This is a genomic window from Mycobacterium ulcerans subsp. shinshuense, assembly GCF_002355775.1.
In the GTDB taxonomy this organism is placed as follows: domain Bacteria; phylum Actinomycetota; class Actinomycetes; order Mycobacteriales; family Mycobacteriaceae; genus Mycobacterium; species Mycobacterium marinum.
The window spans coordinates 272,735-292,822 of the sequence record NZ_AP017624.1 but is presented as its reverse complement, the minus strand read 5'-3'; the positions used below and the strand labels follow the sequence as shown (position 1 = coordinate 292,822).

Annotated in this window: 19 protein-coding genes, 2 tRNA genes and 2 pseudogenes; 12 read left to right on the top strand and 11 right to left on the bottom strand. The window is 67.4% G+C overall.

Going from position 1 to position 20,088, the window contains the following annotated elements; genetic code table 11:
* Nucleotides 1-3 precede the first annotated feature (3 nt).
* From SHTP_RS01340 to SHTP_RS01330, 3 genes are all read left to right on the top strand, one after another.
* Entirely contained in the window at nucleotides 4-1,017 is a 1,014-nt protein-coding gene (locus SHTP_RS01340) for a metallophosphoesterase (RefSeq protein WP_011741888.1), read from the top strand.
* A complete protein-coding gene (gene cds1 / locus SHTP_RS01335; protein WP_012396688.1) occupies nucleotides 1,014-2,120 on the top strand; it encodes an L-cysteine desulfhydrase Cds1 in 1,107 nt (368 codons plus the stop codon). The genes SHTP_RS01340 and cds1 overlap by 4 nt, the downstream gene beginning before the upstream one ends.
* 60 nt (nucleotides 2,121-2,180) lie before the next feature.
* Nucleotides 2,181-2,254 (top strand) — tRNA-Pro (locus tag SHTP_RS01330).
* A gap of 36 nt (nucleotides 2,255-2,290) precedes the next feature.
* Here the strand turns inward: SHTP_RS01330 and SHTP_RS01325 are convergent.
* The 7 genes and pseudogenes from SHTP_RS01325 to SHTP_RS01295 form a co-directional block, all read right to left on the bottom strand.
* Entirely contained in the window at nucleotides 2,291-2,542 is a 252-nt protein-coding gene (locus tag SHTP_RS01325) for a hypothetical protein (protein WP_020726850.1), read from the bottom strand.
* Between the two features lie 69 nt (nucleotides 2,543-2,611).
* Nucleotides 2,612-3,982, bottom strand: coding sequence for a cytochrome P450 (locus SHTP_RS01320; protein WP_096369548.1), 1,371 nt, complete (start codon nucleotides 3,980-3,982; stop codon nucleotides 2,612-2,614).
* 39 nt (nucleotides 3,983-4,021) lie between these two features.
* A pseudogene (locus SHTP_RS01315) lies at nucleotides 4,022-4,333 on the bottom strand (DUF4193 domain-containing protein).
* An 89-nt stretch (nucleotides 4,334-4,422) separates the two neighbouring features.
* Nucleotides 4,423-4,572, bottom strand: coding sequence for a hypothetical protein (locus SHTP_RS28270; RefSeq protein WP_231991688.1), 150 nt, complete (start codon nucleotides 4,570-4,572; stop codon nucleotides 4,423-4,425).
* A 251-nt stretch (nucleotides 4,573-4,823) separates the two neighbouring features.
* Complete coding sequence (locus tag SHTP_RS01305; RefSeq protein ID WP_231991687.1) at nucleotides 4,824-5,360, bottom strand: PAS and ANTAR domain-containing protein; 537 nt, start codon at nucleotides 5,358-5,360, stop codon at nucleotides 4,824-4,826.
* A 353-nt stretch (nucleotides 5,361-5,713) separates the two neighbouring features.
* A complete protein-coding gene (locus tag SHTP_RS01300; RefSeq protein ID WP_012396694.1) occupies nucleotides 5,714-6,223 on the bottom strand; it encodes a DUF6328 family protein in 510 nt (169 codons plus the stop codon).
* Between the two features lie 71 nt (nucleotides 6,224-6,294).
* Nucleotides 6,295-6,663, bottom strand: a complete 369-nt coding sequence (locus tag SHTP_RS01295; RefSeq protein WP_085981947.1) for an STAS domain-containing protein — start codon at nucleotides 6,661-6,663, stop codon at nucleotides 6,295-6,297.
* A 159-nt stretch (nucleotides 6,664-6,822) separates the two neighbouring features.
* On the opposite strand from SHTP_RS01295, the gene SHTP_RS01290 reads away from it, so the two are divergent.
* The 5 genes from SHTP_RS01290 to SHTP_RS01270 are packed head-to-tail and all read left to right on the top strand — an operon-like array spanning nucleotide 6,823 to nucleotide 11,384.
* Entirely contained in the window at nucleotides 6,823-7,719 is an 897-nt protein-coding gene (locus SHTP_RS01290; RefSeq protein WP_096372256.1) for an STAS domain-containing protein, read from the top strand.
* 31 nt (nucleotides 7,720-7,750) lie between these two features.
* Nucleotides 7,751-8,140, top strand: a complete 390-nt coding sequence (locus SHTP_RS01285; RefSeq protein ID WP_096369547.1) for an STAS domain-containing protein — start codon at nucleotides 7,751-7,753, stop codon at nucleotides 8,138-8,140.
* Nucleotides 8,130-8,540, top strand: a complete 411-nt coding sequence (locus tag SHTP_RS01280) for an anti-sigma regulatory factor (protein ID WP_096369546.1) — start codon at nucleotides 8,130-8,132, stop codon at nucleotides 8,538-8,540. The genes SHTP_RS01285 and SHTP_RS01280 overlap by 11 nt, the downstream gene beginning before the upstream one ends.
* Nucleotides 8,533-9,159 (top strand): SpoIIE family protein phosphatase, encoded by a 627-nt coding sequence (locus tag SHTP_RS01275; protein WP_096369545.1) that lies wholly within the window; start codon nucleotides 8,533-8,535, stop codon nucleotides 9,157-9,159. The genes SHTP_RS01280 and SHTP_RS01275 overlap by 8 nt, the downstream gene beginning before the upstream one ends.
* Nucleotides 9,156-11,384 (top strand): SpoIIE family protein phosphatase, encoded by a 2,229-nt coding sequence (locus tag SHTP_RS01270; RefSeq protein WP_096369544.1) that lies wholly within the window; start codon nucleotides 9,156-9,158, stop codon nucleotides 11,382-11,384. The genes SHTP_RS01275 and SHTP_RS01270 overlap by 4 nt, the downstream gene beginning before the upstream one ends.
* Nucleotides 11,385-11,403: 19 nt before the next feature.
* Here SHTP_RS01270 and SHTP_RS01265 read toward each other — a convergent pair whose 3' ends face one another.
* The 3 genes from SHTP_RS01265 to selD all read right to left on the bottom strand — a co-directional run bounded on the left by SHTP_RS01265 (nucleotide 11,404) and on the right by selD (nucleotide 14,743).
* Nucleotides 11,404-12,930, bottom strand: a complete 1,527-nt coding sequence (locus SHTP_RS01265; RefSeq protein WP_096372255.1) for an HNH endonuclease signature motif containing protein — start codon at nucleotides 12,928-12,930, stop codon at nucleotides 11,404-11,406.
* 44 nt (nucleotides 12,931-12,974) lie between these two features.
* A complete protein-coding gene (locus SHTP_RS01260; protein ID WP_096369543.1) occupies nucleotides 12,975-13,529 on the bottom strand; it encodes a type 1 glutamine amidotransferase domain-containing protein in 555 nt (184 codons plus the stop codon).
* 200 nt (nucleotides 13,530-13,729) lie between these two features.
* Nucleotides 13,730-14,743, bottom strand: coding sequence for a selenide, water dikinase SelD (gene selD / locus SHTP_RS01255; protein ID WP_096369542.1), 1,014 nt, complete (start codon nucleotides 14,741-14,743; stop codon nucleotides 13,730-13,732).
* Nucleotides 14,744-14,762: 19 nt separating this feature from the next.
* Here selD and SHTP_RS01250 point away from each other — a divergent pair.
* From SHTP_RS01250 to SHTP_RS01240, 3 genes are all read left to right on the top strand, one after another.
* Nucleotides 14,763-14,857: transfer RNA gene (locus tag SHTP_RS01250), tRNA-Sec, on the top strand.
* A gap of 14 nt (nucleotides 14,858-14,871) precedes the next feature.
* The gene (gene selA, locus SHTP_RS01245; RefSeq protein ID WP_096369541.1) at nucleotides 14,872-16,173 is read left to right on the top strand and encodes an L-seryl-tRNA(Sec) selenium transferase; all 1,302 of its coding nucleotides are present in this window, start codon (nucleotides 14,872-14,874) and stop codon (nucleotides 16,171-16,173) included.
* Nucleotides 16,161-17,876: a selenocysteine-specific translation elongation factor gene (locus tag SHTP_RS01240; protein ID WP_096369540.1), complete on the top strand. Its 1,716-nt coding sequence runs from the start codon at nucleotides 16,161-16,163 to the stop codon at nucleotides 17,874-17,876. Before selA ends, SHTP_RS01240 begins: the two co-directional genes overlap by 13 nt.
* Before the next feature lie 252 nt (nucleotides 17,877-18,128).
* On the opposite strand, the pseudogene SHTP_RS01235 reads toward SHTP_RS01240, so the two are convergent.
* Nucleotides 18,129-19,211 (bottom strand): annotated as a pseudogene (locus SHTP_RS01235) (MFS transporter); the annotation flags it as partial.
* Between the two features lie 152 nt (nucleotides 19,212-19,363).
* On the opposite strand from SHTP_RS01235, the gene SHTP_RS01230 reads away from it, so the two are divergent.
* Entirely contained in the window at nucleotides 19,364-20,014 is a 651-nt protein-coding gene (locus SHTP_RS01230; RefSeq protein WP_096369539.1) for a TetR/AcrR family transcriptional regulator, read from the top strand.
* Nucleotides 20,015-20,088 lie beyond the last annotated feature (74 nt).

Below are 20,088 nucleotides of genomic sequence, written 5' to 3'. Positions count from 1 at the left end.
TGCATGGCTTATGCCCAACCACCGATCACCAAGCTGCTCCCCGGGCCGCTTAGCGGCCGGCACCGGGCCGCATCCGTCCTACTGCGCGGCAGTGCCGTAGCACTCGGCACGACGGTCGCCGGGATCGGCTATGCCTCGCTCATCGAACGCAACGCGTTCGTGCTGCGCGAGGTCACGATGCCGGTCCTGAGCCCGGGCTCCACGCCGCTGCGCGTGCTGCACCTCAGTGACCTTCATATGCTGCCCAACCAGCGACGCAAACAAGCCTGGTTGCGCGAGCTGGCCAGCTGGGAGCCCGATCTGGTGGTCAACACTGGAGACAACCTGGCCCACCCCAAGGCGGTGCCCGCGGTCGTGCAAACCCTGGGCGACCTGCTGTCCCGGCCGGGGGTGTTCGTTTTCGGCAGCAACGACTACTTCGGGCCGCGCCTGAAGAACCCCGCGAACTACTTGATCAACCCCGGCCACCGGGTTCGCGGCGAACCCCTGCCCTGGCAGGATCTGCGCGCGGCGTTCACCGAGCGCGGCTGGCTCGACCTCACCCACACCCGGCGCGAGTTCGAGGTGGCCGGCCTGCACATCGCGGCGGCGGGGGTGGATGACCCGCACATCAATCGGGACCGCTACGACGCGATCGCGGGCCCGGCGAGCCCGGCCGCCAACCTGCGGCTGGGGCTCACCCACTCTCCGGAGCCCCGGGTGCTGGACCGCTTCGCCGCCGACGGCTACCAGCTGGTGATGGCGGGCCACACCCACGGCGGGCAGCTGTGCCTGCCGTTCTACGGGGCCCTGGTAACCAACTGCGGGCTGGATCGCACCCGGGCCAAGGGCGCATCCCAGTGGGGCGCGAACATGCGCCTACACGTCTCGGCCGGGATCGGCACGTCCCCGTTTGCCCCGGTTCGCTTCTGCTGCCGGCCCGAGGCGACCCTGCTGACGCTGATCGCCGCCCCGATGGGCGGCCGAGATTCCAGCAGCAACCTGGACCGCTCCCAACCAACCATGTCGATCCGTTGAGCGGGCAGGCTCGCGTTGCGGTCCGCAGTCTGGCCCGGGATTGGACGGACAATGCTGTCCGGCTGATCGAGGCAGACGCCCGCCGCAGCGCCGACACACACCTGCTGCGCTACCCGCTGCCCTCGGCGTGGAGCAACGACGCGAACGTCGAGTTGTATCTCAAGGACGAGACGACTCACATCACCGGCAGCCTCAAACACCGGCTGGCTCGGTCGCTGTTCCTGTACGCGTTGTGCAACGGCTGGATCGGCGAGGGCACCACGGTCGTCGAGGCGTCCTCGGGTTCCACGGCCGTCTCCGAGGCGTATTTCGCGGCCCTGCTGGGTCTGCCGTTCGTCGCCGTGATGCCGGCCGCGACCAGCGCCTCCAAGATTGCGCTGATCGAGGCGCAAGGCGGCCGGTGCCATTTCGTGGAGAACTCCAGCCAGGTCTACGCCGAGGCCGAGCGGGTCGCCAAGGAAACCGGCGGCCACTACCTGGACCAGTTCACCAACGCCGAGCGTGCCACCGACTGGCGCGGCAACAACAACATCGCCGAGTCCATCTTCGCCCAAATGGGCGAGGAGCAGCACCCCATTCCGGAATGGATCGTGGTGGGGGCGGGCACCGGCGGCACCAGCGCGACGATCGGGCGCTACATCCGCTACCGCCGGCACACGACCCGACTGTGCGTGGTGGACCCGGAGAACTCCGCGTTCTTCCCCGCCTACGCCGAGGACCGCTACGACATCGTGATGCCCAAGTCTTCTCGGATCGAGGGCATCGGCCGCCCGCGGGTTGAGCCGTCGTTTCTGCCCGGTGTGGTCGACTGTATGGTCTCTGTCCCCGATGCCGCCTCAATCGCGGCAGCACGCCACGTGAGCGCCGTTCTGGGCCGTCGGGTGGGTCCGTCCACGGGCACCAATCTGTGGGGCGCGTTCGGCCTGCTGGCCGAGATGGTCGCCGACGGCCGCAGCGGCTCGGTGGTCACCTTGCTCGCCGACAGTGGCGATCGCTACGCCGAGACCTATTTCAACGACGAATGGGTCAGCGCTCAGGGGCTGGATCCGACCGATCCGGCCCAGGCCTTGGTCGAGTTCGAGCGCTCGTGCGCCTGGAACTAGCCTCTGGCCAGCTGTTTAGTGAGTTGGTGGGCCGGTGCGATAGGCTGTCGTGGCTTCAAGCGGGGTGTGGCGCAGCTTGGTAGCGCGCTTCGTTCGGGACGAAGAGGCCGTGGGTTCGAATCCCGCCACCCCGACTCAGGTCATCGCAGGTCTGTCTCGGCTCTTAGCCGCTAGACGACATGCCAGTGGGCCAGTGCGAATAGCACCGCGACCCAGCCTGCCGACATGACCAGGCCGGCGATCGCCTCGGCTCGGCCCTGATCCGATTTCTTGCTGTCGACCAGCGCGGCGATCGCGCAGATGACGCTCAAAACGACCGCACCGACCATGCCGAAAGCCAGCGCGGCCGAAGCATAGACGTTCGTCTCGCGGACCGGCGCCGCCGGCGAAGCGGATGCGGACTGCAGGTCGATGGTGGTCATGGCTGCTGTTCCCTTCATGGCGGACGGTTCCGTTGCTTCACCAGACTCGGGGCCCGCGCTTGGAGGGTTCTAAAAGGATTCTTGGAGCCGGGGCCGGAAGCGCACTCGGGTGCCGTGGCGGGGGGCCAGCATGATGGAGCGCCGCACGATGCGCTCGGGCGCCTCGTCAACGGCCGTGAACTGCCCCTCCCGCAACAACACGTGCAGCACGGTCACCAACTCCCGCATGGAGAAAGCGGCGCCCAGACAGCGTTTGGCGCCCCCGCCGAACGGAACCCAGGCATAGGTTTGCGGCCGCGTGCCCAGAAACCGCTCGGGACGAAACCGGTTCGGCTGCTCATACACGTCGGGGTTGCGGTTGATTGCGATCATGTGGACGACGATTCGGGTGCCGGGGTCGATGAGGTAGCCCCCGAGCCGGAACGGGCGCGCAGCAACGCGGGCCGTGAAAGGGGCTGGCGGCCGGACCCGCAGCGTCTCGTTGATCACCGCGGTGGTGAAGGTTTCCGTGCCGCCCTCGGCCTCCTCCTGGACGCGCCGCAGCGCATCGGGATGGTGTAGCAGCAGGTCGAAAACCCATGCCAGCGTCGTCGCGGTGGTTTCGTGGCCCGCCAGCATCAACGTGATGAGGTCGTCACGTATCTCTTGGTCAGACAGTTGCTCACCGTCATCGCCCCGGGCGCTGATCAGCAGCCCCAGGATGTCGCGCTGTTCGGTGCGGCCAAGGTCACTGCGCCGCTGCGCGATCAGCGGCATGACGACGTCCTCGATCTCCCGGTAGGCGCGCGCCCGCTGTGGCCATACCCGCAACGCTCCCGCTCGGCGCAGCGCATAGCGGACGGTCAGTTGCTCGGAAACCCCAAGGTCCAGGAGGCGTTCGAAAGGCCGGCCCAGCCGCCGCACCTCGTCGGGATCGTCGACACCGAAGATGACCTTGACGATCACATCCAACATCAGCGCCCGGGCCGCCCCAAGCAGCTCAAAGGGACGATCGACGGGCCAATCGCGCATCGCCGCGCGGGTGGACTCCTCGATGATCGGCACGTAACGGCCCAGCGTCGTGCCGTGCAGTGGCGGCGTCAGGAGCTTGCGCCGCCGCAGGTGTTCGGGCTCTTCCTGGACGAACATCGAACCCGCCCCGTAGATCGCCGCCGCGGGTCCCACTCCCTCACCGCCCAGGAGCACGTCGGGCGGCGCGGTGAGGACTTCTTTGACCAGTGCCGGGTCCGAGACGATCGCCACGTCTCCCAGGCTCAGGATGGGCATCGTCATGATCGGCCCGTAGCGCCGGATCAATCGCAGCATTCGCCGCTCGCCACCAACCAGATATGCGACCGCGTAGGCGGCGGCGAACACCGTACGCAAGCGGCGCGGGGCAGGTAGGCCGGGCGGTCGGCGCAGAGCCGGCGGTGTGCGCGCCGAGGGAGCGGATGCAGGCACCCTAACGACCCAACACGGCGCCTACCGCGGGGTCAAGAATCACACACAGTCGGCGCAGACCGGGAGCTGACCGATCGAACTGCGCAACCGGCTGCGATGCTGCACCAATTAGCAGCATGAGCAGATGAACTCGTCGCTGCGTTGCGGAATCACCGCGACCGACAGTTCCTCGCCGGACAGATCCGCACCCGGGGGTTCGAAGACGGGCGCCGCATTGGGGTCGTCGTCGACGGCATCGATGGTCGCGGTCGACGACCTCGGCAAAGTGGGTGCCAGCTCGCGCAGGCCGGACGGATCGGCGGCGTCGGAATCGGGTATGCGGCGGGCATCGTAATCGCTGGCGGCCGGCATCGGCGGTCCTTCCTGCAGAGTGACCGGGCTACACACCGGATGTGATTACCCGTGGCACATGCAGTACCCCGATCGGCCGCGGGCCACACCTAGGCGCGTACGCGCGCCGGAGTGCGGCGGCTGCGCGACGCCGCAGCCAGCCCGAGCCAGGGGGCCACAATCGCAACGCCGAGCGTTGTGGACGCGATCCCCACCTGCCCGATTCCCAACGCGATCAGGCCGATCACCAGGCCGATCACCCAAACACCTGCCGCAACCAAGCCCGACACGCTCGTGGCGGTCTCGCCGGGGGCCGACTCCAGCCGGTCATCAACCCGCACAACGCTATTCCCGGTGCAAATCATGCTCACTCCCAGCAGGGACGATCAAACGCGGACCATGGGCAGCGCACATCGACGGGCAGCTTACATATCCTATGGACACTATAGCCGCATAGTCCAATCTGAGACTGGTCTATACGCCGGCTGTGATGTCGCTGAACTGCAACAGGTTAACCATGCCCGTTGCGGGCGGCGCGCAGCAGTTCCCCGACCGTGTCCGCGGCCTCGTTGAGCAGCACGTTTCGCCCGTCGGGGTCGCCGACGACACGCTCGGCCAACAGCCGCAGCTTGGTGTTGGATTTCTGCGACCACTTGGCCAGCACCTGGAAAGCGGACTCGGCATCCAGCCGGTACTCATGCATCAGCATCCCGATGGCCTGATTGATGACCGCCCTTCGGGCGTTGACCGCGGTGACCGCTTGGGTCAACCGCTTTTGCATGTCGACCTCATATTGTTCGGTGATGTCGACATAGAACCCGGCAGTGCCGGCCAGCGACCCGTGACCGTCATAGAGCGGATTCGCCAGCACCACGACGATGTGTACGACGCCACCCGTATCGATAATGCGAAACCGATTGCTGCATGGCTTTCCATAACGACACACCTGGTCTACCAGTTCAGCGACGACCGCTTTGTCATCGGGATGTTTGTGCGCAACCAGCAGATCGGCGGTCGGCCTGACCCGACCCGGCTCATACCCGTGCATCCGAGCCAGCTCATCTGACCATTCCCAGCGATCATCACGAGCGATGTAGCGGAAGCGCCCCACCCTTGACCAGCGATTCCACCGTAACGACGTACCCGCGCGCACCGGCTCAATCCATTCCGGAGCGCGCCATCAGCGGCCCACATCGCTGGACTGCTGCGCCCTCCGCATTTTTCATTCCGGCCCCGCCGGCGTCTGCGCCCCAGATGGTCGCTCCCCCTTCTCCATTCGGCCAGCCAAGCCCCAAACTGGCCGTTCCCCGGATCTTGCCCTTGCTTCTTCTATTCCCCCTGAGACCGGTAGCTCAACCGGAAATTACCCACCAAGGCGACAACTCACACGCAAGGAAACGATCAGTAGTCGGGAAGCTGCACGTCGCGGGTGCGCAGCAGCAGCGGGACCAGCACCCAGAAGAGCGCAAAAAGTACCAGCGCGCACGACCCGGCGATGATGGCCGCGGTACGTCCTGACACCGCATCGAAGATGAGGGCGGTAACCCCGGTCAAAGCCAGCCCCAGCAGGACCAACCCGGCATAGGCGCAGCGATGTGCCGCCGAAACCAGCACCACAAGACGGTGTCGCCGGAACAGTAACCGGTGCATGCCCACCGGGGCGACCAACAAGATCGTCGCGCCCACCGAGAACGCCACCGTCGCCAAATACACCGTGTGTAGCCCCAGAACCTCGAAGCGCTGCTGGAACGGCAGCATCAGCAGGAACCCGGTCAGCAGCTGAACCCCGGTCTGCACCACCCGCAGCTCCTGCAGCAGGCTGGTCCAGTTGCGGTCGAGCCGTTCCAGTTCGGTTTCCCGCCGCCGACGGTAATCCCAGCGTTGATCTCGTTCCGGATGATCGACATCCATGTTCGTGATCATCGCACCTGAGGGAACCCTCGGTGCCCGAAAACGCAAGTAGCCGAAGCGAAAAGCAGGCGCTAGCGGTTGAGCTTGCCGTCCCGCACGCCGGTCAATGCGTCATCGAGGGCGGGGTAGAGCGGGAAAGTCTTGTCCAGACCGGTCAGGTGAATCGGCCGCCTGGTCGCGGGCCCCTGCGCGACCACGCCGAACTCGGCCGCAGTGCCGAGCTTCTCGTAGGTCGCGGCCAGGATCTTCAGCCCCACCGAGCCGAGGAACTCCACCCCGGAAAGGTCGATGACCAGCGCCGTCGGGTTATCGGCAACGACAGCGCCGATGGCTTCTTCGAGGGCCGGAGCAGTAACCAAATCAATTTCGCCGCCGATACTGAGCACGGTGACTCCATCGTGATCGGTGACCACGGCGGTGATCGAATCGGGAGCTGACAATGGCGGTCCTTTGTCCGAGCCTTCGGTGTGCTGCAAGCCTAACCTGCCTCACGAACTGCGAGAAGAAGAAGACCTCAACGCGTTCCACAGCGGCCTCCAGGCTAGTCTCGCCATATGACCAGCGCCCTGCGGAGCGCGGCGCGGCACTTGGGAGGCCAAATGTCAGATTCGCCGTCCGTCTTCAGCAGCAGCATCAGTACCAGCTCTGGGCCGATCGGCGTGTCTAGCGAAGGTTTGCTGCCGCAGCTGGTCGAGCATCTGCGGCAAAATCGAACCGCGTTGCGCGAGAAATGGGCCCGCAGCATCACCGAGGCGCGGCTGCTCACGGCGATGACGCCCGACGAGATCTTTTCCGAAGCGACCGCGGTGTACGACAACTACGTCGAGGTGCTCGAGACCGGAAGCGTCGAGGCGTTGCAGGCCTACGCACGTGATCTCTCCGAACGCATCATTCCCAGGGGCGTGGAAACCGATGAGGTCGTCGGCATCGTCCTGTTGCTGCGCGACGTGCTGGCCCGCTCGCTGTTCGAGAAGTATCAGACGGACTTCGAGATGCTCAGCCGAGTTCTGGACGCTTACGAACCGGCGGCCAACCGCATCGCCAACACCGTCGCGGTGAGCTTCGTGCAGGAGCATGAGCGCATCATCCGACAGCAGCAGGAGGCGATCCGGGAGCTGTCCACGCCCGTGCTGCAGGTGCGCGAGCAACTGCTGATTCTGCCGATCATCGGAGTGCTGGACAGTCAGCGCGCCCGACAGGTCACCGAGCAACTGCTGCGGGCCATCCGGGCCAACCGCGCCAAGGTCGTGGTCATCGACGTGACCGGGGTGCCCGCCATCGACTCGACGGTGGCCAACCACCTGGTCCAAACCGTCGACGCATCCGGATTGATGGGCGCGAACGTGATCATCACCGGCTTGTCCTCCGAGATCGCACTGACGCTGGTGACCATCGGACTCGACCTTTCGAAGATGAATGCCGTGGGCGATTTACAAGGGGGAATAGAGGAAGCCGAGCGGCTGCTGGGCTACGCAGTCACTCGCACCGACGACTAGTCCGCACAGGTCGAGCCATCGAGGGTTTGTCATGCCAGTACCGATCTTGAAACAGGGTCCGATTCTGATCGCGACGGTTCAGTCCGCACTGACCGACAGCGACACCGAACGCCTCCGGCATGACCTCATGGAGCGGGTCAGCCGCTTTCGCGCCCAGGGCATTGTGGTCGACGTGACCGCCATCGACGTGATGGATTCGTTCGCGGCGCGTTCGTTGCAGACCATCGCCCACATGACCCGATTGCGTAGTGCTACCACCGTGATCGTGGGCCTGCAGCCAGAAGTCGCGTTTTCAATGGTCCAATTGGGCCTGACCTTCGACGACATGAAAACCGCCCTGGACCTCGAAGAGGGCGTGGCGCTGCTGAACAAGCAACTGGGACTACGGAAGTCGACGATCGGGCCCGACGGTGGCGGATGAGAGCGTGGTCGGGATCAACCATCCCGACGACATCGTCACCGCCCGAAAAGCCGGTCATCAACTCGCCCTCGACCTCGGATTCTCGCTGACCGACGTCACCATGATCGCCACCGCGATCTCCGAAATCGCGCGCAATATCACCAGCTATGCCGGTCGCTGCGCGGTTCGGGTGGCCGTGCAGGACCGGGAGGGCCGCAAGGCCCTGGTGGTGCGCGCCGAAGACGACGGTCCCGGCATCGCTGACATCGAGCGCGCGATGGAGGACGGCTACTCGACCGGGCGCGGGCTGGGCATGGGCTTGCCGGGAGCGCGGCGCCTGATGGACCGGTTGATCGTGGAGTCTGTGGTAGGCCGCGGAACGATCGTCGAGATGTGGAAATGGGTTCCGCCTCGTGCGTGATAGTGGCCGATTCGGGCCAATCGAGTGGGCGACGGCCGGTCGCCCGCGGCCCGGTGAGCACGCTCTCGGCGACCAGCCGATCGCCGTCGAGACCGAGGACGACTCCGCACTCTTCGGGGTGATGGACGGGCTGGGGCACGGCTCGGCCGCCGAAAGCGCCGCGTTGCGGGCCGTCGAGGTGGTCAAGAATGCGCGCGGCGAACGTCTCGAGGTGTTGATCCAGCTCTGTCATCGGGTCCTGACCGGCAGCAGGGGGGTCGCGATGACCCTGGCCAGGATTGATCTGCCCACCGGCAAACTGGTGTGGACGGGGGTGGGAAATGTCAGCGCCAACCTGGTCGCCAAGGCGGTAAGCGGCGTGCAGGTCCGATCCAGCGTGCGACTGACCCCCGGCATTGTCGGCTACCGGATCCCGGAGATCACCCCGGCCAAAATGGTTCCCATGCGCGCGGGCGATCTCCTGGTCATAGCCAGCGGCGGCGTCGCCGAGGACTACCTGGATCACATCGATTTTGCGGCGTCCGCCCCGGTGATCGCCGAACAGATTCTGGTCAAGCACGCCAAAGAAAACGACGACGCCCTTGTCCTCGCCGCACGCCACCGGGGCGTATCGACATGACCGAGACCGGAGACTTCAGCGCCGTCGATGCGTTCCAGACCCAGTACGCCGACGCGCTGCGCGCGTATCTGGACACCCGCGACGAGAACAGTCTGGCCGTCGGGCATGAGTTCGGCCGCCGGGCCCTGCAGGAACAGATCAGCATTCTCGACATCATCGAGAACCACTTCCGGCTGCTCGACGAAATCTCGCCGAACCCTGGGTCCGACCGGTCGGTCGCGCTGGAGTTCTTGCTGCAGACATTGGCCGCGCTGGACGTTGCGACGCGCGGATTTCTGGACGGCACCAAACGCTACGAGGAGCAGCGGGCCCGCGCCGAGGATCTCGCGCACCGCGACAAGTTCCGCAGCGCCCTGGTGAACTCGTTACAGGAAGGGTTCTTCGTCGCCGACCATGAGGGCGCCGTGATCGACATGAACAACGCCTTCGCCGAGATCCTGGGCTATCCGGCGGAAGGCTTGCCCTACCGGTGGCCACACCCGTGGCTGGTGGACCGCAAATCCGCGGCACAACAGCAAGAGCGGGTTCGACATGAGGGCAGCGCCGACTACGAAACACCGATTCGCCATCAAGATGGCCATCTGTCCTGGGTTGCGGTGAGTATCAACGCGGTTCACGGATCCGGCTCGGACCGGGACGTCTACGTCGGCACCGTTCGCGACATCACGACCGAACGCGCCTTCGCCGCCCGGGAAAGCGCGGTTCTGCGATTGGCAACATCGGTGAGCGTAGCCAAGAGCGTTTCCGAGGTGCTCTCGATCACCCTGGACGAGTGCCGTACCGCGGTCGACGTGCAACGTGTGGTCGCGGTGATGTGGCCACCAAGTGACGGCGAACCTACCGTGCAGGTCGCCGGGGAGCCGGCGGAATCGTCCTGGCGTGCCCTGGATCCGCAGCTGCGCGAGACGTTCCTGGGCGCCCGTGCCCAACTCCCGCTGACCGCCAGACCGATCGAGTGGCCAAACTCCCCGGGCAGGGCACAGGGGCTGGTCGCGGTGCTCTCCGGCACCGCGGACGTCGCTTTGTGGCTGGAACTTGGGGCACCGCGCTGGGTGACCGCCGAGGATCGGCTGCTGGTCACGGTCCTCGTCGCTCACCTCAGCCTGGCGATCGGGCACGTCCGGCAGTTCGAGAGCGCCCGGGAAACATCGTTGACCTTGCAACGGGCCATGCTGCCGCCGGTGAAACCACCGCCCGGTTTTGCGGTGCGCTATGAGCCCGCGGTGCCGCCGCGCGAGATCGGCGGTGACTGGTACGACGTATTGCCGATCGGTGAGCACCGCATCGGCATTGTCGTCGGCGACTGCGTGGGGCGCGGGTTGCCGGCCGCCGCGATCATGGGCCAGCTGCGCAGTTCGGCGCGCGCACTCTTGCTCACCGGTGCACAACCGGCGCTGTTGCTCGAACAACTCGACGCGGCGGCATCGCTGATTCCCGATGCCTATTGCACGACGGTGTTCCTGGCCATCCTGGACACCGAATCGGGCATCCTCGACTACAGCAATGCCGGCCATATGCCCGCGGTGCTGGCCGAGCCGAAGTCCGGGCCCGTCCTGCTGACCGATGCCCGGTCCGTGCCGCTGGCGGTGCGCCGGGTGGAGCCCAGACCCGAAGCGACTCAGGTGCTGCCGCCAGGGTCGACGCTGCTGCTGTTTACCGACGGCTTGGTCGAGCGAAGGTACGAGTCGATTGACGAGGGGCTGGGCCGGGTGGCCGATGTGGTGGCCGACTCCGTGATGCTGCCGATCGATGCCGTCGCCGACGCGGTGCTGAGTCAGCTGGCCCCCACCGGGGCTTACGACGACGATGTCGCGATGGTGGCCTATCGGTACCAGCACGGGCCGCTGCGGATTGAAACCAGTGCTACCCCAGACCAATTGGTTATTGTTCGGCGCCAGTTGCTGTCGTGGCTGCAGGCCGCCGAAGTTCCCGACGAGCAGGCGGGTGACATTGTGCTGGTGGTCAGCGAGGCGTGCACCAACTGCATCGAGCACGCCTATCGCGGGCAGAGCGTGGGGACGATGCTGCTCGACGTTGAAGCCGCCGACGGGGCAATTCACGCCCGGGTCGTCGACTCCGGTTCCTGGAAGAAGCCCGCGGCCGGCCCGGGCAACGGCGGTCGAGGCATGACGCTGATCAGGGCCATCAGCGATGAAGTGGAAATCGACAACAGTCCGGGCGGCACCGCCATCGACATGACATTTCGGTTGCCCGCGGAGGACTGACGCACCGCAGCCGGGGGTTTCAGAATGGCGGTGGATGGGACTGGGGCTCGGGCTGCGGCGGCGTCGGCGGCGCGGCGGATCTGGCTTGCCCGCCCGGCTGGGTGCTGCGGGCGTGGTGGTTCTGACGACGTTCGGTGGCGACGCGGCGGGCGCGGTCTTGTGCCCGGGTGCGCTGACGTCGAGGCATCATCGCGCTGCGCTGGTCGCAGTAGTCCGATGGTGGGTCGACCTCGGCTGCCGGCAGTCCGCCGGTGGAACGGCACAGGCTGGGGAATAGCAGGGCGCTACCCGGGGTGGTGACGTAGGTGTGTCCGGCCGGCGAGGTGAGGATCAGGGTTCCGTCGGGCAGTTGCTGGTCATGCCAGCCCCAAAAGGTCTTGACCAGATGGTGGGTGCGGCAGTAGCACTTCAGGTTCGAGGCGTGAGTGGGCCCGCCCTGCGCGTACGGGATCGTGTGGTCCAGATCGCAGTTCAGCGCGGGCTGGTCGCAGCCGGGCCAACGGCAGGTCAGATCCCGGCACCGCACGAAGTCCGCCAACGCCTTCGAGGGCACATATCCCGGTTCCGGCGGGACATCGCCGGGGTGACGCAGCGGCACCAGCTTGGCCGACTTCGCCAGCTCGGCAACCAATTCCGGAGTGACAAGTCCGTCAGCCCCCACCTCCCAGGCCGGAGCCCCGCCGTCGCCGTCGAGTGTGGCCCGTTCGGCGATCACATGGATCACCACCGACTGGGCAGCGGGCCGGGCACCGGCCGCACAGTCCGGGAGCCCGCAGCGACATCCCAACCGGTCTCCACCGGCGGCCAGCACCCCGAGCGCACCCGCGCGCCGCTGTTCCCGGCTGCGGGGATCCTGCGCGCACACCGTGGCCGCCAGCGCCGACAGCCGCCGGTCCAAGGCGTGCGCGTCGATGGTGAACATGCTGCCGTCGATGCGAGAGATTCCATCCGCGTCCTGCCCTATCCAGATCTCCCGGTCGGCGTGGCGTTCCTTACGGCGGCGCACCGCATCGGCATCGGCGCGGGCCACGATGGCGTCGACCTGTCCGGACAGACGGGCCTTCGTCATCGATGGCCACCGCCCCACGTTGAGGGCCACCAGCTCATCCACGGCGGCCATCACCTGCGGGTCAACGATCAGATCGGTGCGGAACACGATGGTCTGAAACGCCCGCAGGTCGATCTGACCCGCCGCGAATACCGCGCCGGTCTTGGGCAGCCGCTCACGCAGGGCCCGGGCATAGCGCAGCCGGCTGGCCGCCAAACCCTGACTGATCCGCAGCCCCGCGGCCACCTCCGCCGCCACCGCCTCCATGGTGTCGACCGCCCAGTCCTCGGTCTCCGAACACCGCGACAGCCGGTAGGCAAACAATTGCCCGATCTCGATCAGCTGCGCGGCCGCGGCGCGGTTCTCGGCCCGCGCGGCCGCACCGATCCGCTGCACCCAACCCACCGACTCTGCCGTCGGGGTGCGCAACTGGCGCCGCTCGGCGAGCGCATCACAGGGGTGGTCGGTGCGCGTGGCCGCCCCCATCGATTCGAACATACATTCGATACTAGCGGCGGTGTCCGACACTCGCGCACCCAATTTCAGTGGCATGCCCCGGCCGCGAATTGCTTGACGATCGCCGCGCAGAACACCGGTAGATCCGGCGGTGAGCGACTGGTCATCAGATTGCCGTCAACCACGACCTCTTCGTCGACCACGTTGGCACCCGCATTGCGCAGGTCGGTGCGAATACTCGGATATGAGGTGATCGTTCGCCCTCGGACCACACCGGCCTCCACCAGCATCACGGGACCGTGACAGATTGCCGCAACAGGCTTTCCGGATTCCACAAAGTCGCGGACGAAATCGACCGCAGCTTTGTCCATCCGAAGCTTGTCCGGGTTCACCGTTCCGCCCGGTAGCACCAAACCGTCGAATTCGGCGACCGACGCGGTCCGCACCGGACGGTCAACCGCGAATCTGCCCGCCGGTTCGAGATCGTGGTCACGGGCCTGGATGTCACCTTCTTGCAGCGACAGCACCTCGACCCGCACGCCTTCTTGCAGCAGGGCGGCGCGCGGTTGCTCGAGTTCGACTTTCTCGACTCCGTCGGCGGCCAGCATGGCAATACTCTTGCCGTTCAATTCGTCGGACATATGTGAATACTCCTTCATAGGTTTCATAGGTCATGGCCTTGCCCTGGTTGTCAGCCCGAGGCCGCCCGTAATGCGTGCAGCAACGGTTGGCGAGAAGTGGCCGCTGCAGACCAAGACGTCAAGACCGCACTGTTTCGGCCGAAACCACATACCGGGTTACCCAGGTCGGCACCGGGCAAACTAGCGTCAGGCGCGCAAACTCAGCGCACCACAATGGTGTGGTCGGCGCGGGCGACCAGCTCCCCGATGACGGGTGCACCGGGGATCTCCCCCGCGATCAGGAGCCCACCGGAGGTCTGCGCGTCGGCGAGCAGCAACGCCTCGGACTCATCGACCGCGGACAGGTCGACGTGTGGGCCCACCCACTCGAGATTGCGGCGCGTGCCGCCGCTGACGTATCCGGCGGCCAGCGCCTGGCGCGCCCCGTCCAGGTAGGGCACCGCGGTCGAGTCGATCACTGCGGTGACCCCGCTCGCCCGCGCCAGCTTGTGCAGATGCCCGAGCAACCCGAAACCCGTAATGTCGGTTGCACATTCGATGCCGGCGGCCACCGCGGCGGCGGCCGCGTCGGCGTTGAGAGTGGTCATCGCGTCAATGGCTTGCGCAAAGCGCTCCCCGGTGGCCTTGTGCCGACTGTTCAGCACCCCGATTCCGAGTGGTTTGGTCAGCGAAAGCGGAGTTCCTGGCCTACCGGAGTCGTTGCGCAACAGACGATTCGGGTCTGCGATCCCGGTCACGGCAAGCCCGTACTTGGGTTCCGGGTCATCGACACTGTGCCCACCGGCGAGATGACAACCCGCGCTGGCGCAGACGTCGCGGCCACCGCGCAGTGTCTCGGTCGCCAACTCGAAGGGCAGCACATCGCGCGGCCATCCCAACAGCTTCACCGCTACCACCGGCCGTCCGCCCATCGCGTACACGTCCGAAAGCGCGTTGGTGGCGGCGATTCGGCCCCAGTCGTAGGGATCGTCGACGACCGGGGTGAAGAAGTCGGTGGTGGCGATCAGCGCGGTGCCCTCGGCAATCAGCACCGCGGCCGCGTCGTCACCGCTTTCCAGCCCGACCAATAGCTCGCCGACCGGATCACGTGGCGCGGCCGCGCCCAGGCCCCGAACCACCTCCTCCAGCTCGCCAGGCGGAATCTTGCAGGCGCACCCGCCGCCATGGGCGTACTGAGTCAGTCGGTAAGTCCCTTGGTCTGTCACCATTCCCATAATTGTCGCTATGGCCCAGGGAGGCGTCTCCGGTCTGGTGACCGGCGCGGTCTTCAAAACCGTCGAGCGACAGCTGCTGCCGTTGGCGGGTTCGATTCCCGTCCGCCTCCGCCACCGCGCCGATCGCCATGGGTGACGGCAGCGACCGGCGCCGCGCGGTGCCGCGCACCGACGTGCTGCTCGCCCATCCCAAGCTGGCCGAGGCCCAGCGCACGCTCGGGCGCACCCTGGTGAAATCGGTGATTCTGCAGGCCCAGCAGCGCGCCCGCGCCGGCGAGATCGAGCCGGACCAAGTCGCCGAGCACGCGATCGACGCGCTTCCCGGCACGGCATCGAGCTTGCGGCCGGCCATCAACGCCACCGGCGTCGTGGTCCACACGAACCTCGGGCGAGCGCCGCTATCGCGGGCCGCACTGGACGCGGTGGTGACCGCCGGCCGGGCCACCGACGTCGAGTTCGATCTGGCCACCGGCCGGCGTGCCCGCCGCGGCCGCAGCGCGCTGGCCGCTTTGGCCCGCACGGTGCCCAGCGCGGCGGGCGTGCACGTGGTGAACAACAACGCCGCCGCCCTGCTGCTGACCGCCCTCACGCTGGCGGCCCCGGGTAAGGAAATCGTGCTCAGCCGCGGCGAGCTGGTCGAAATCGGTGACGGCTTCCGCATCCCGGAACTGCTGGCGTCCACGGGTTCGCGGCTGCGTGAGGTCGGCACCACCAACCGCACCAGCCTGCGCGACTATGCCGAGGCGATCGGCCCGAACACCGGCTTTGTACTCAAGGTTCATCCGTCCAACTTCCACGTCACCGGGTTCACCTCGGCGGTCGGCGTCGGCGAACTCGCGCAGCTGGACGCCCCGCTGGTGGTCGACATCGGGTCAGGGCTGTTGGCGCCACATCCACTGCTGCCCGACGAGCCGGATGCGACAACGATGCTGCGCGACGGCGCCAACCTGGTCACCGCCAGCGGTGACAAATTGCTCGGCGGCCCACAGGCCGGCCTGCTGTTCGGCGATGCCGACCTGATCGAACGGCTACGCCGCCATCCGGCGGCGCGGGCCCTGCGAGTGGACAAACTCACGCCCGCGGCCCTGGAAGCCACCGTGGTGGGCCCGCCGACGCCGGTCGCCCAAGCGCTGGGCGCCGACCTGACCGATCTGCGCGCGCGGGTCCAGCGGATCATCGCGCAGCTGCCCCAGAGCGTGGGGGCGACGGCGGTGGACTGCATCGCGGCCGTCGGCGGAGGTGGGGCCCCCGGTGTCGAGTTGCCCAGCGCCGGGCTGAGCCTGCCCGAGTCCTATGCGGCGACATTGCGCACCGGTAGCCCGCCGGTCGTCGGCCGCCTCGAGGCCGGCCGGTGCCTGCTGGATCTGCGTACCGTGGCTCCCGAGGAGGACGAGCTGCTGTTGGCAGCGGTGCGGGCGTGTTTGTCATAGCCACCGCCGGGCACGTCGACCACGGTAAGTCGACGTTGGTGCACCGGCTCACCGGCATGTGGCCGGACCGGCTGGCCGAGGAACAGCGCCGTGGGCTGACCATCGATCTGGGTTTTGCCTGGACCGAGCTGGATGGGCGCCAGCTGACATTCGTCGACGTACCGGGCCATGAACGATTCGTCACCAACATGCTCGGCGGCTCGGGGGCGATGCCGCCGGATAGCCCGGTCTTGTTCGTGGTGGCCGCCACCGAGGGCTGGATGCCGCAGTCCGAGGAGCATCTGACCGCCCTCGATGCGCTGCGGGTTCGGCACGCGCTGCTGGTCATCAGCAAGGCCGATCTGGCCGACCTCGGTCCGGCCATTCGAGCGGCATCCGAACGGTTCGCCACCACATCGATGGCTGACCCATTTGTCGCGCTGGGCACCGAGTTAGACCAGGTGCGCACCAAACTGCTCGCGCTCACCGATCGGCTCCCCGAACCCGACCGCGACGCCGATGTGCGGCTGTGGGTCGATCGCGCCTTCACGGTCCGCGGTGCGGGCACGGTGGTCACCGGGACGCTGAGCGCCGGCACCATCCGGGTGGGCGACGAACTCGAACACGCCGGACAGCGCGTCACCGTCCGCGGCCTGCAATCGCTGGGCCGCGATCACACCGAGGTCGCGGCGGTGGCCCGGGTCGCGCTGAACCTGCGAGGCGTCGATCGCCGGCACATCGCTCGCGGCGATACCGTGCGCACTCCGGGGGCCTGGCTGGACACCACCGAGATCGACGTGTCCCTGCGGTCCGCGGTCAAGCTGCACCGTGAGCTGGTGGCGCACCTCGGCTCGGCGGCGGTGCCGGTGTACGTGCGCGCGCTGGGAGCCGAAGCGGCACAGTTGCGGCTGAGCCGGCCGCTGCCGTTGCGGGTCGGCGACATCGGACTGCTGCGCGACCCCGGGCAACATCGGATCGCGGCCGGAATCGAGGTCCTCGACGTCGCCCCGCCCAGCCTGCGCCGGCGCGGTGCGGCGCGCGAGCGGGCCCAGGAGCTGACGGGCGGGCGGATCCGGCCGCCACAGTGTGCGCGGGCCGCGGTGCTGCGCGCGATGGGGCTGCCGCTCGCCGGATTGCGGGTGGGCGATTGGCTGGTCGATCCGCAGTGGTGGGCCGCCAGACGCGAACACGCCGCGGCAACGGTCACCCACTGGGCCGCCGACCACGATGTCGCGGCGGGGATGCCATTGGAAACGCTGCGCCAGCAAGTGGGACTACCTGCCGCCGAGCTGGTTCCCCCGCTGCTGGTGGGAACCGGGCTGGACGTGGCCGACGGGCTGGTGCGACCGCCCGGCACGGGCCTGCCAGCGCGGGTCGACGCGGCGGTGCGCACCCTCGAAGGACGGCTGGCCGCCGAACCGTTTCGCGCCCCGGAAGCCGACGAATTGGGTGAGCTGGGGCTCGGAGCGCGTGAGCTGGCCGCGGCGGTACGCGCCGGCCGGCTGACCCGGGTCGCCGACGCGGTCATGCTCGGTCCGGACGCGTTCGAGCGGGCGGCCGAGATCCTCGCGACACTGCCCCAGCCGTTCACGGTGAGCCAGGCGCGTCGGGTCCTGGGAACCACCCGCCGAGTCGCGGTGCCGTTGCTGGAACAGCTCGACGCGCTTCGGATCACTCGCCGCGGTGAAGCCGGCACGCGCACGTTGCCGACCACGCCAGGCTGAGCGGGACCGCCGGTGGCGGCCGGGCCGGTGGGGCCGGCGTAACAGCGCGGCCACCGCTATCGCGGTGGCAACGATGGTCAGGGCGGCGCCGGTCAGGGAGACGTGCAGGCCGGTGCAGAACGCCGAGACGGCCCCGGCGGTGGGGAGATGATTGCGATACGTCGCGGTCAGCAGGCTGCCCAGCACGGCAATACCCAGCGCGCCGCCGAGCTCACGAGCCAAGTCGTTGACGGCCGTGCCGACGTTTTGCAGACGCGAGGGCAGCGCGCCGGTGATCGCGGTCGTGGCCGGAGGCATCGCCAGCCCCAGCCCGGCCCCCAGCGGGATCAATCCGCTGGCGATGTGCCAGTAGGGGTCGGCGCTGTCCAGGTGCGCCAGCACCATCAGCCCCTCCGCCACAATGAGCAGGCCGGCGACCCAGGGAAGCCGGATGCCGAATCTTTCCGTCAGGTAGGGGCTGAGCCGGGAACTGGGAATCATCCCGATCGGCATGGTCAACAGGCCCAGTGCGGCGGTCAGCGCGCTGTAGTGACGAACCGATTGCAGGTACTGCATGATCACGAACAGAAAGCCGAACAGCGCGAAGAACTGCAGGGTGATCGCGAGCGAGCCGGCCGCAAAGCGGCTGTTGGTGAACAGCCGCGGGTCGAGCAACGGGTAGCGGCGCCCCATCTCGATGACGACGAAACCGGCCAGGATGAGCAGGCCCAGCGCGATACCGCCGACCGTGACCGGATCGGTCCAGCCGTACGCCGGAGCCTCGATCACCGCGTAGACCAGCACCGCGATGCCCGCGGCCGCCAGCACCGCGCCAACCACGTCAAGCGGGAGCGGATCGCGCTCGGCCGACTCCGGCACAAAGAGCAGCGTGCCGGTCAGCGCCACCGCGGCCAGCACCACGTTCAGCCAAAAAATCGACTGCCAGGACCACCACTGCAACAACAGCCCCGAGGCGAGCAAGCCCACCACCCCGCTGGCACCGGCGACGGCGGTCCAGATGCTGACCGCAGCGGCGCGTCGCTGCGCCGGAAAGCTGCTGGTGATGGTCGACAGCGTGGCGGGCATGATCAGCGCGGCGCCGACTCCCAGCAAGGCACGCAGCCCGGCCAGCGCGGTGGGGTCGGTGGTCAGGGTGGCCACCCCGGATCCGGCGCCGAACACAACCAGGCCGACCAGCAGCGCCAACCGTCTGCCGTAGCGGTCCCCCACCGCGCCGGCGGGCAGCAGCAAGGATGCGAACACCAGGCTGTAGGCGTCCACAATCCAAGCCTGCTGGGTCTGGTCGGCATGGGTCTGCCGGGCGATATCGGGCAGCGCCACATTCAGCGAGGCCATCGCCGCGACCACCGTTCCCAAGGCCAGGCAGGTGACGGTCAAGACCAGACCCTGATGCCTGGGCCTGCGAACCAGCGGGGTCTGCGGCGGGGTTGGCAACGTGGTGAGCATCCGCCCACCGTGACCCGCGCGCCGGTAATATTTCAACGGTGATGAATTATTCGAGGGCCAGGGGGCGCAGGGCCGGCAAGCCCGATACGCGGGCCAAGATCCTCGAGGTCGCGCGGCGACGTTTCCTAGCAGGCGGCTACCAAGGGGTGAAGCTGCGGTCGGTGGCGGCCGAGGCCGGCGTCGACCTCGCACTGATCAGCTACTACTTCGGGTCGAAACGGGGGCTCGTCGGCGAGGCTCTTGCCTTGTCGGCAAACCCCGCCGATGTGCTCGATCGGGCGGTCGCCAAAGGCGACCCGACGACATTTCCCCAGCGTGTCCTGGCCGGGCTACTGGCATTGTGGGAAGACCCGGCCAGCGGCGCATCGCTGCGGACGTTGGTGGCCGGCGCCGCCCACGATCCGGCGCTGGCAAACCGGGTGAAGGAAATGGTCGAGCGCGAGCTGATCGACAAGATCGCGGCACAGCTCGGCGGAACAGACGCGCGCAAACGCGCCTCGATGTTCTGCAGTCAGATTGCCGGTCTGATCGTGACCCGCTACATCCTGTGCCTGGAACCCGCCTGCTCGATGACCCACGATGAAATAATTCGCCAGTACGCACCCTTGCTGCACCTTGCGTTGAGATCAACCACTGCGAACGCCCGCCGGCCTGCGCCAAACACACTGTCCGGCAATACAACCGGACGATAGTTGGCAGCGCCGCCGAAGGTAGGCGACACCGGGTCCCATCGCGTAGTCTCAGCAGAGCCCGGGCCGGAGAAAGG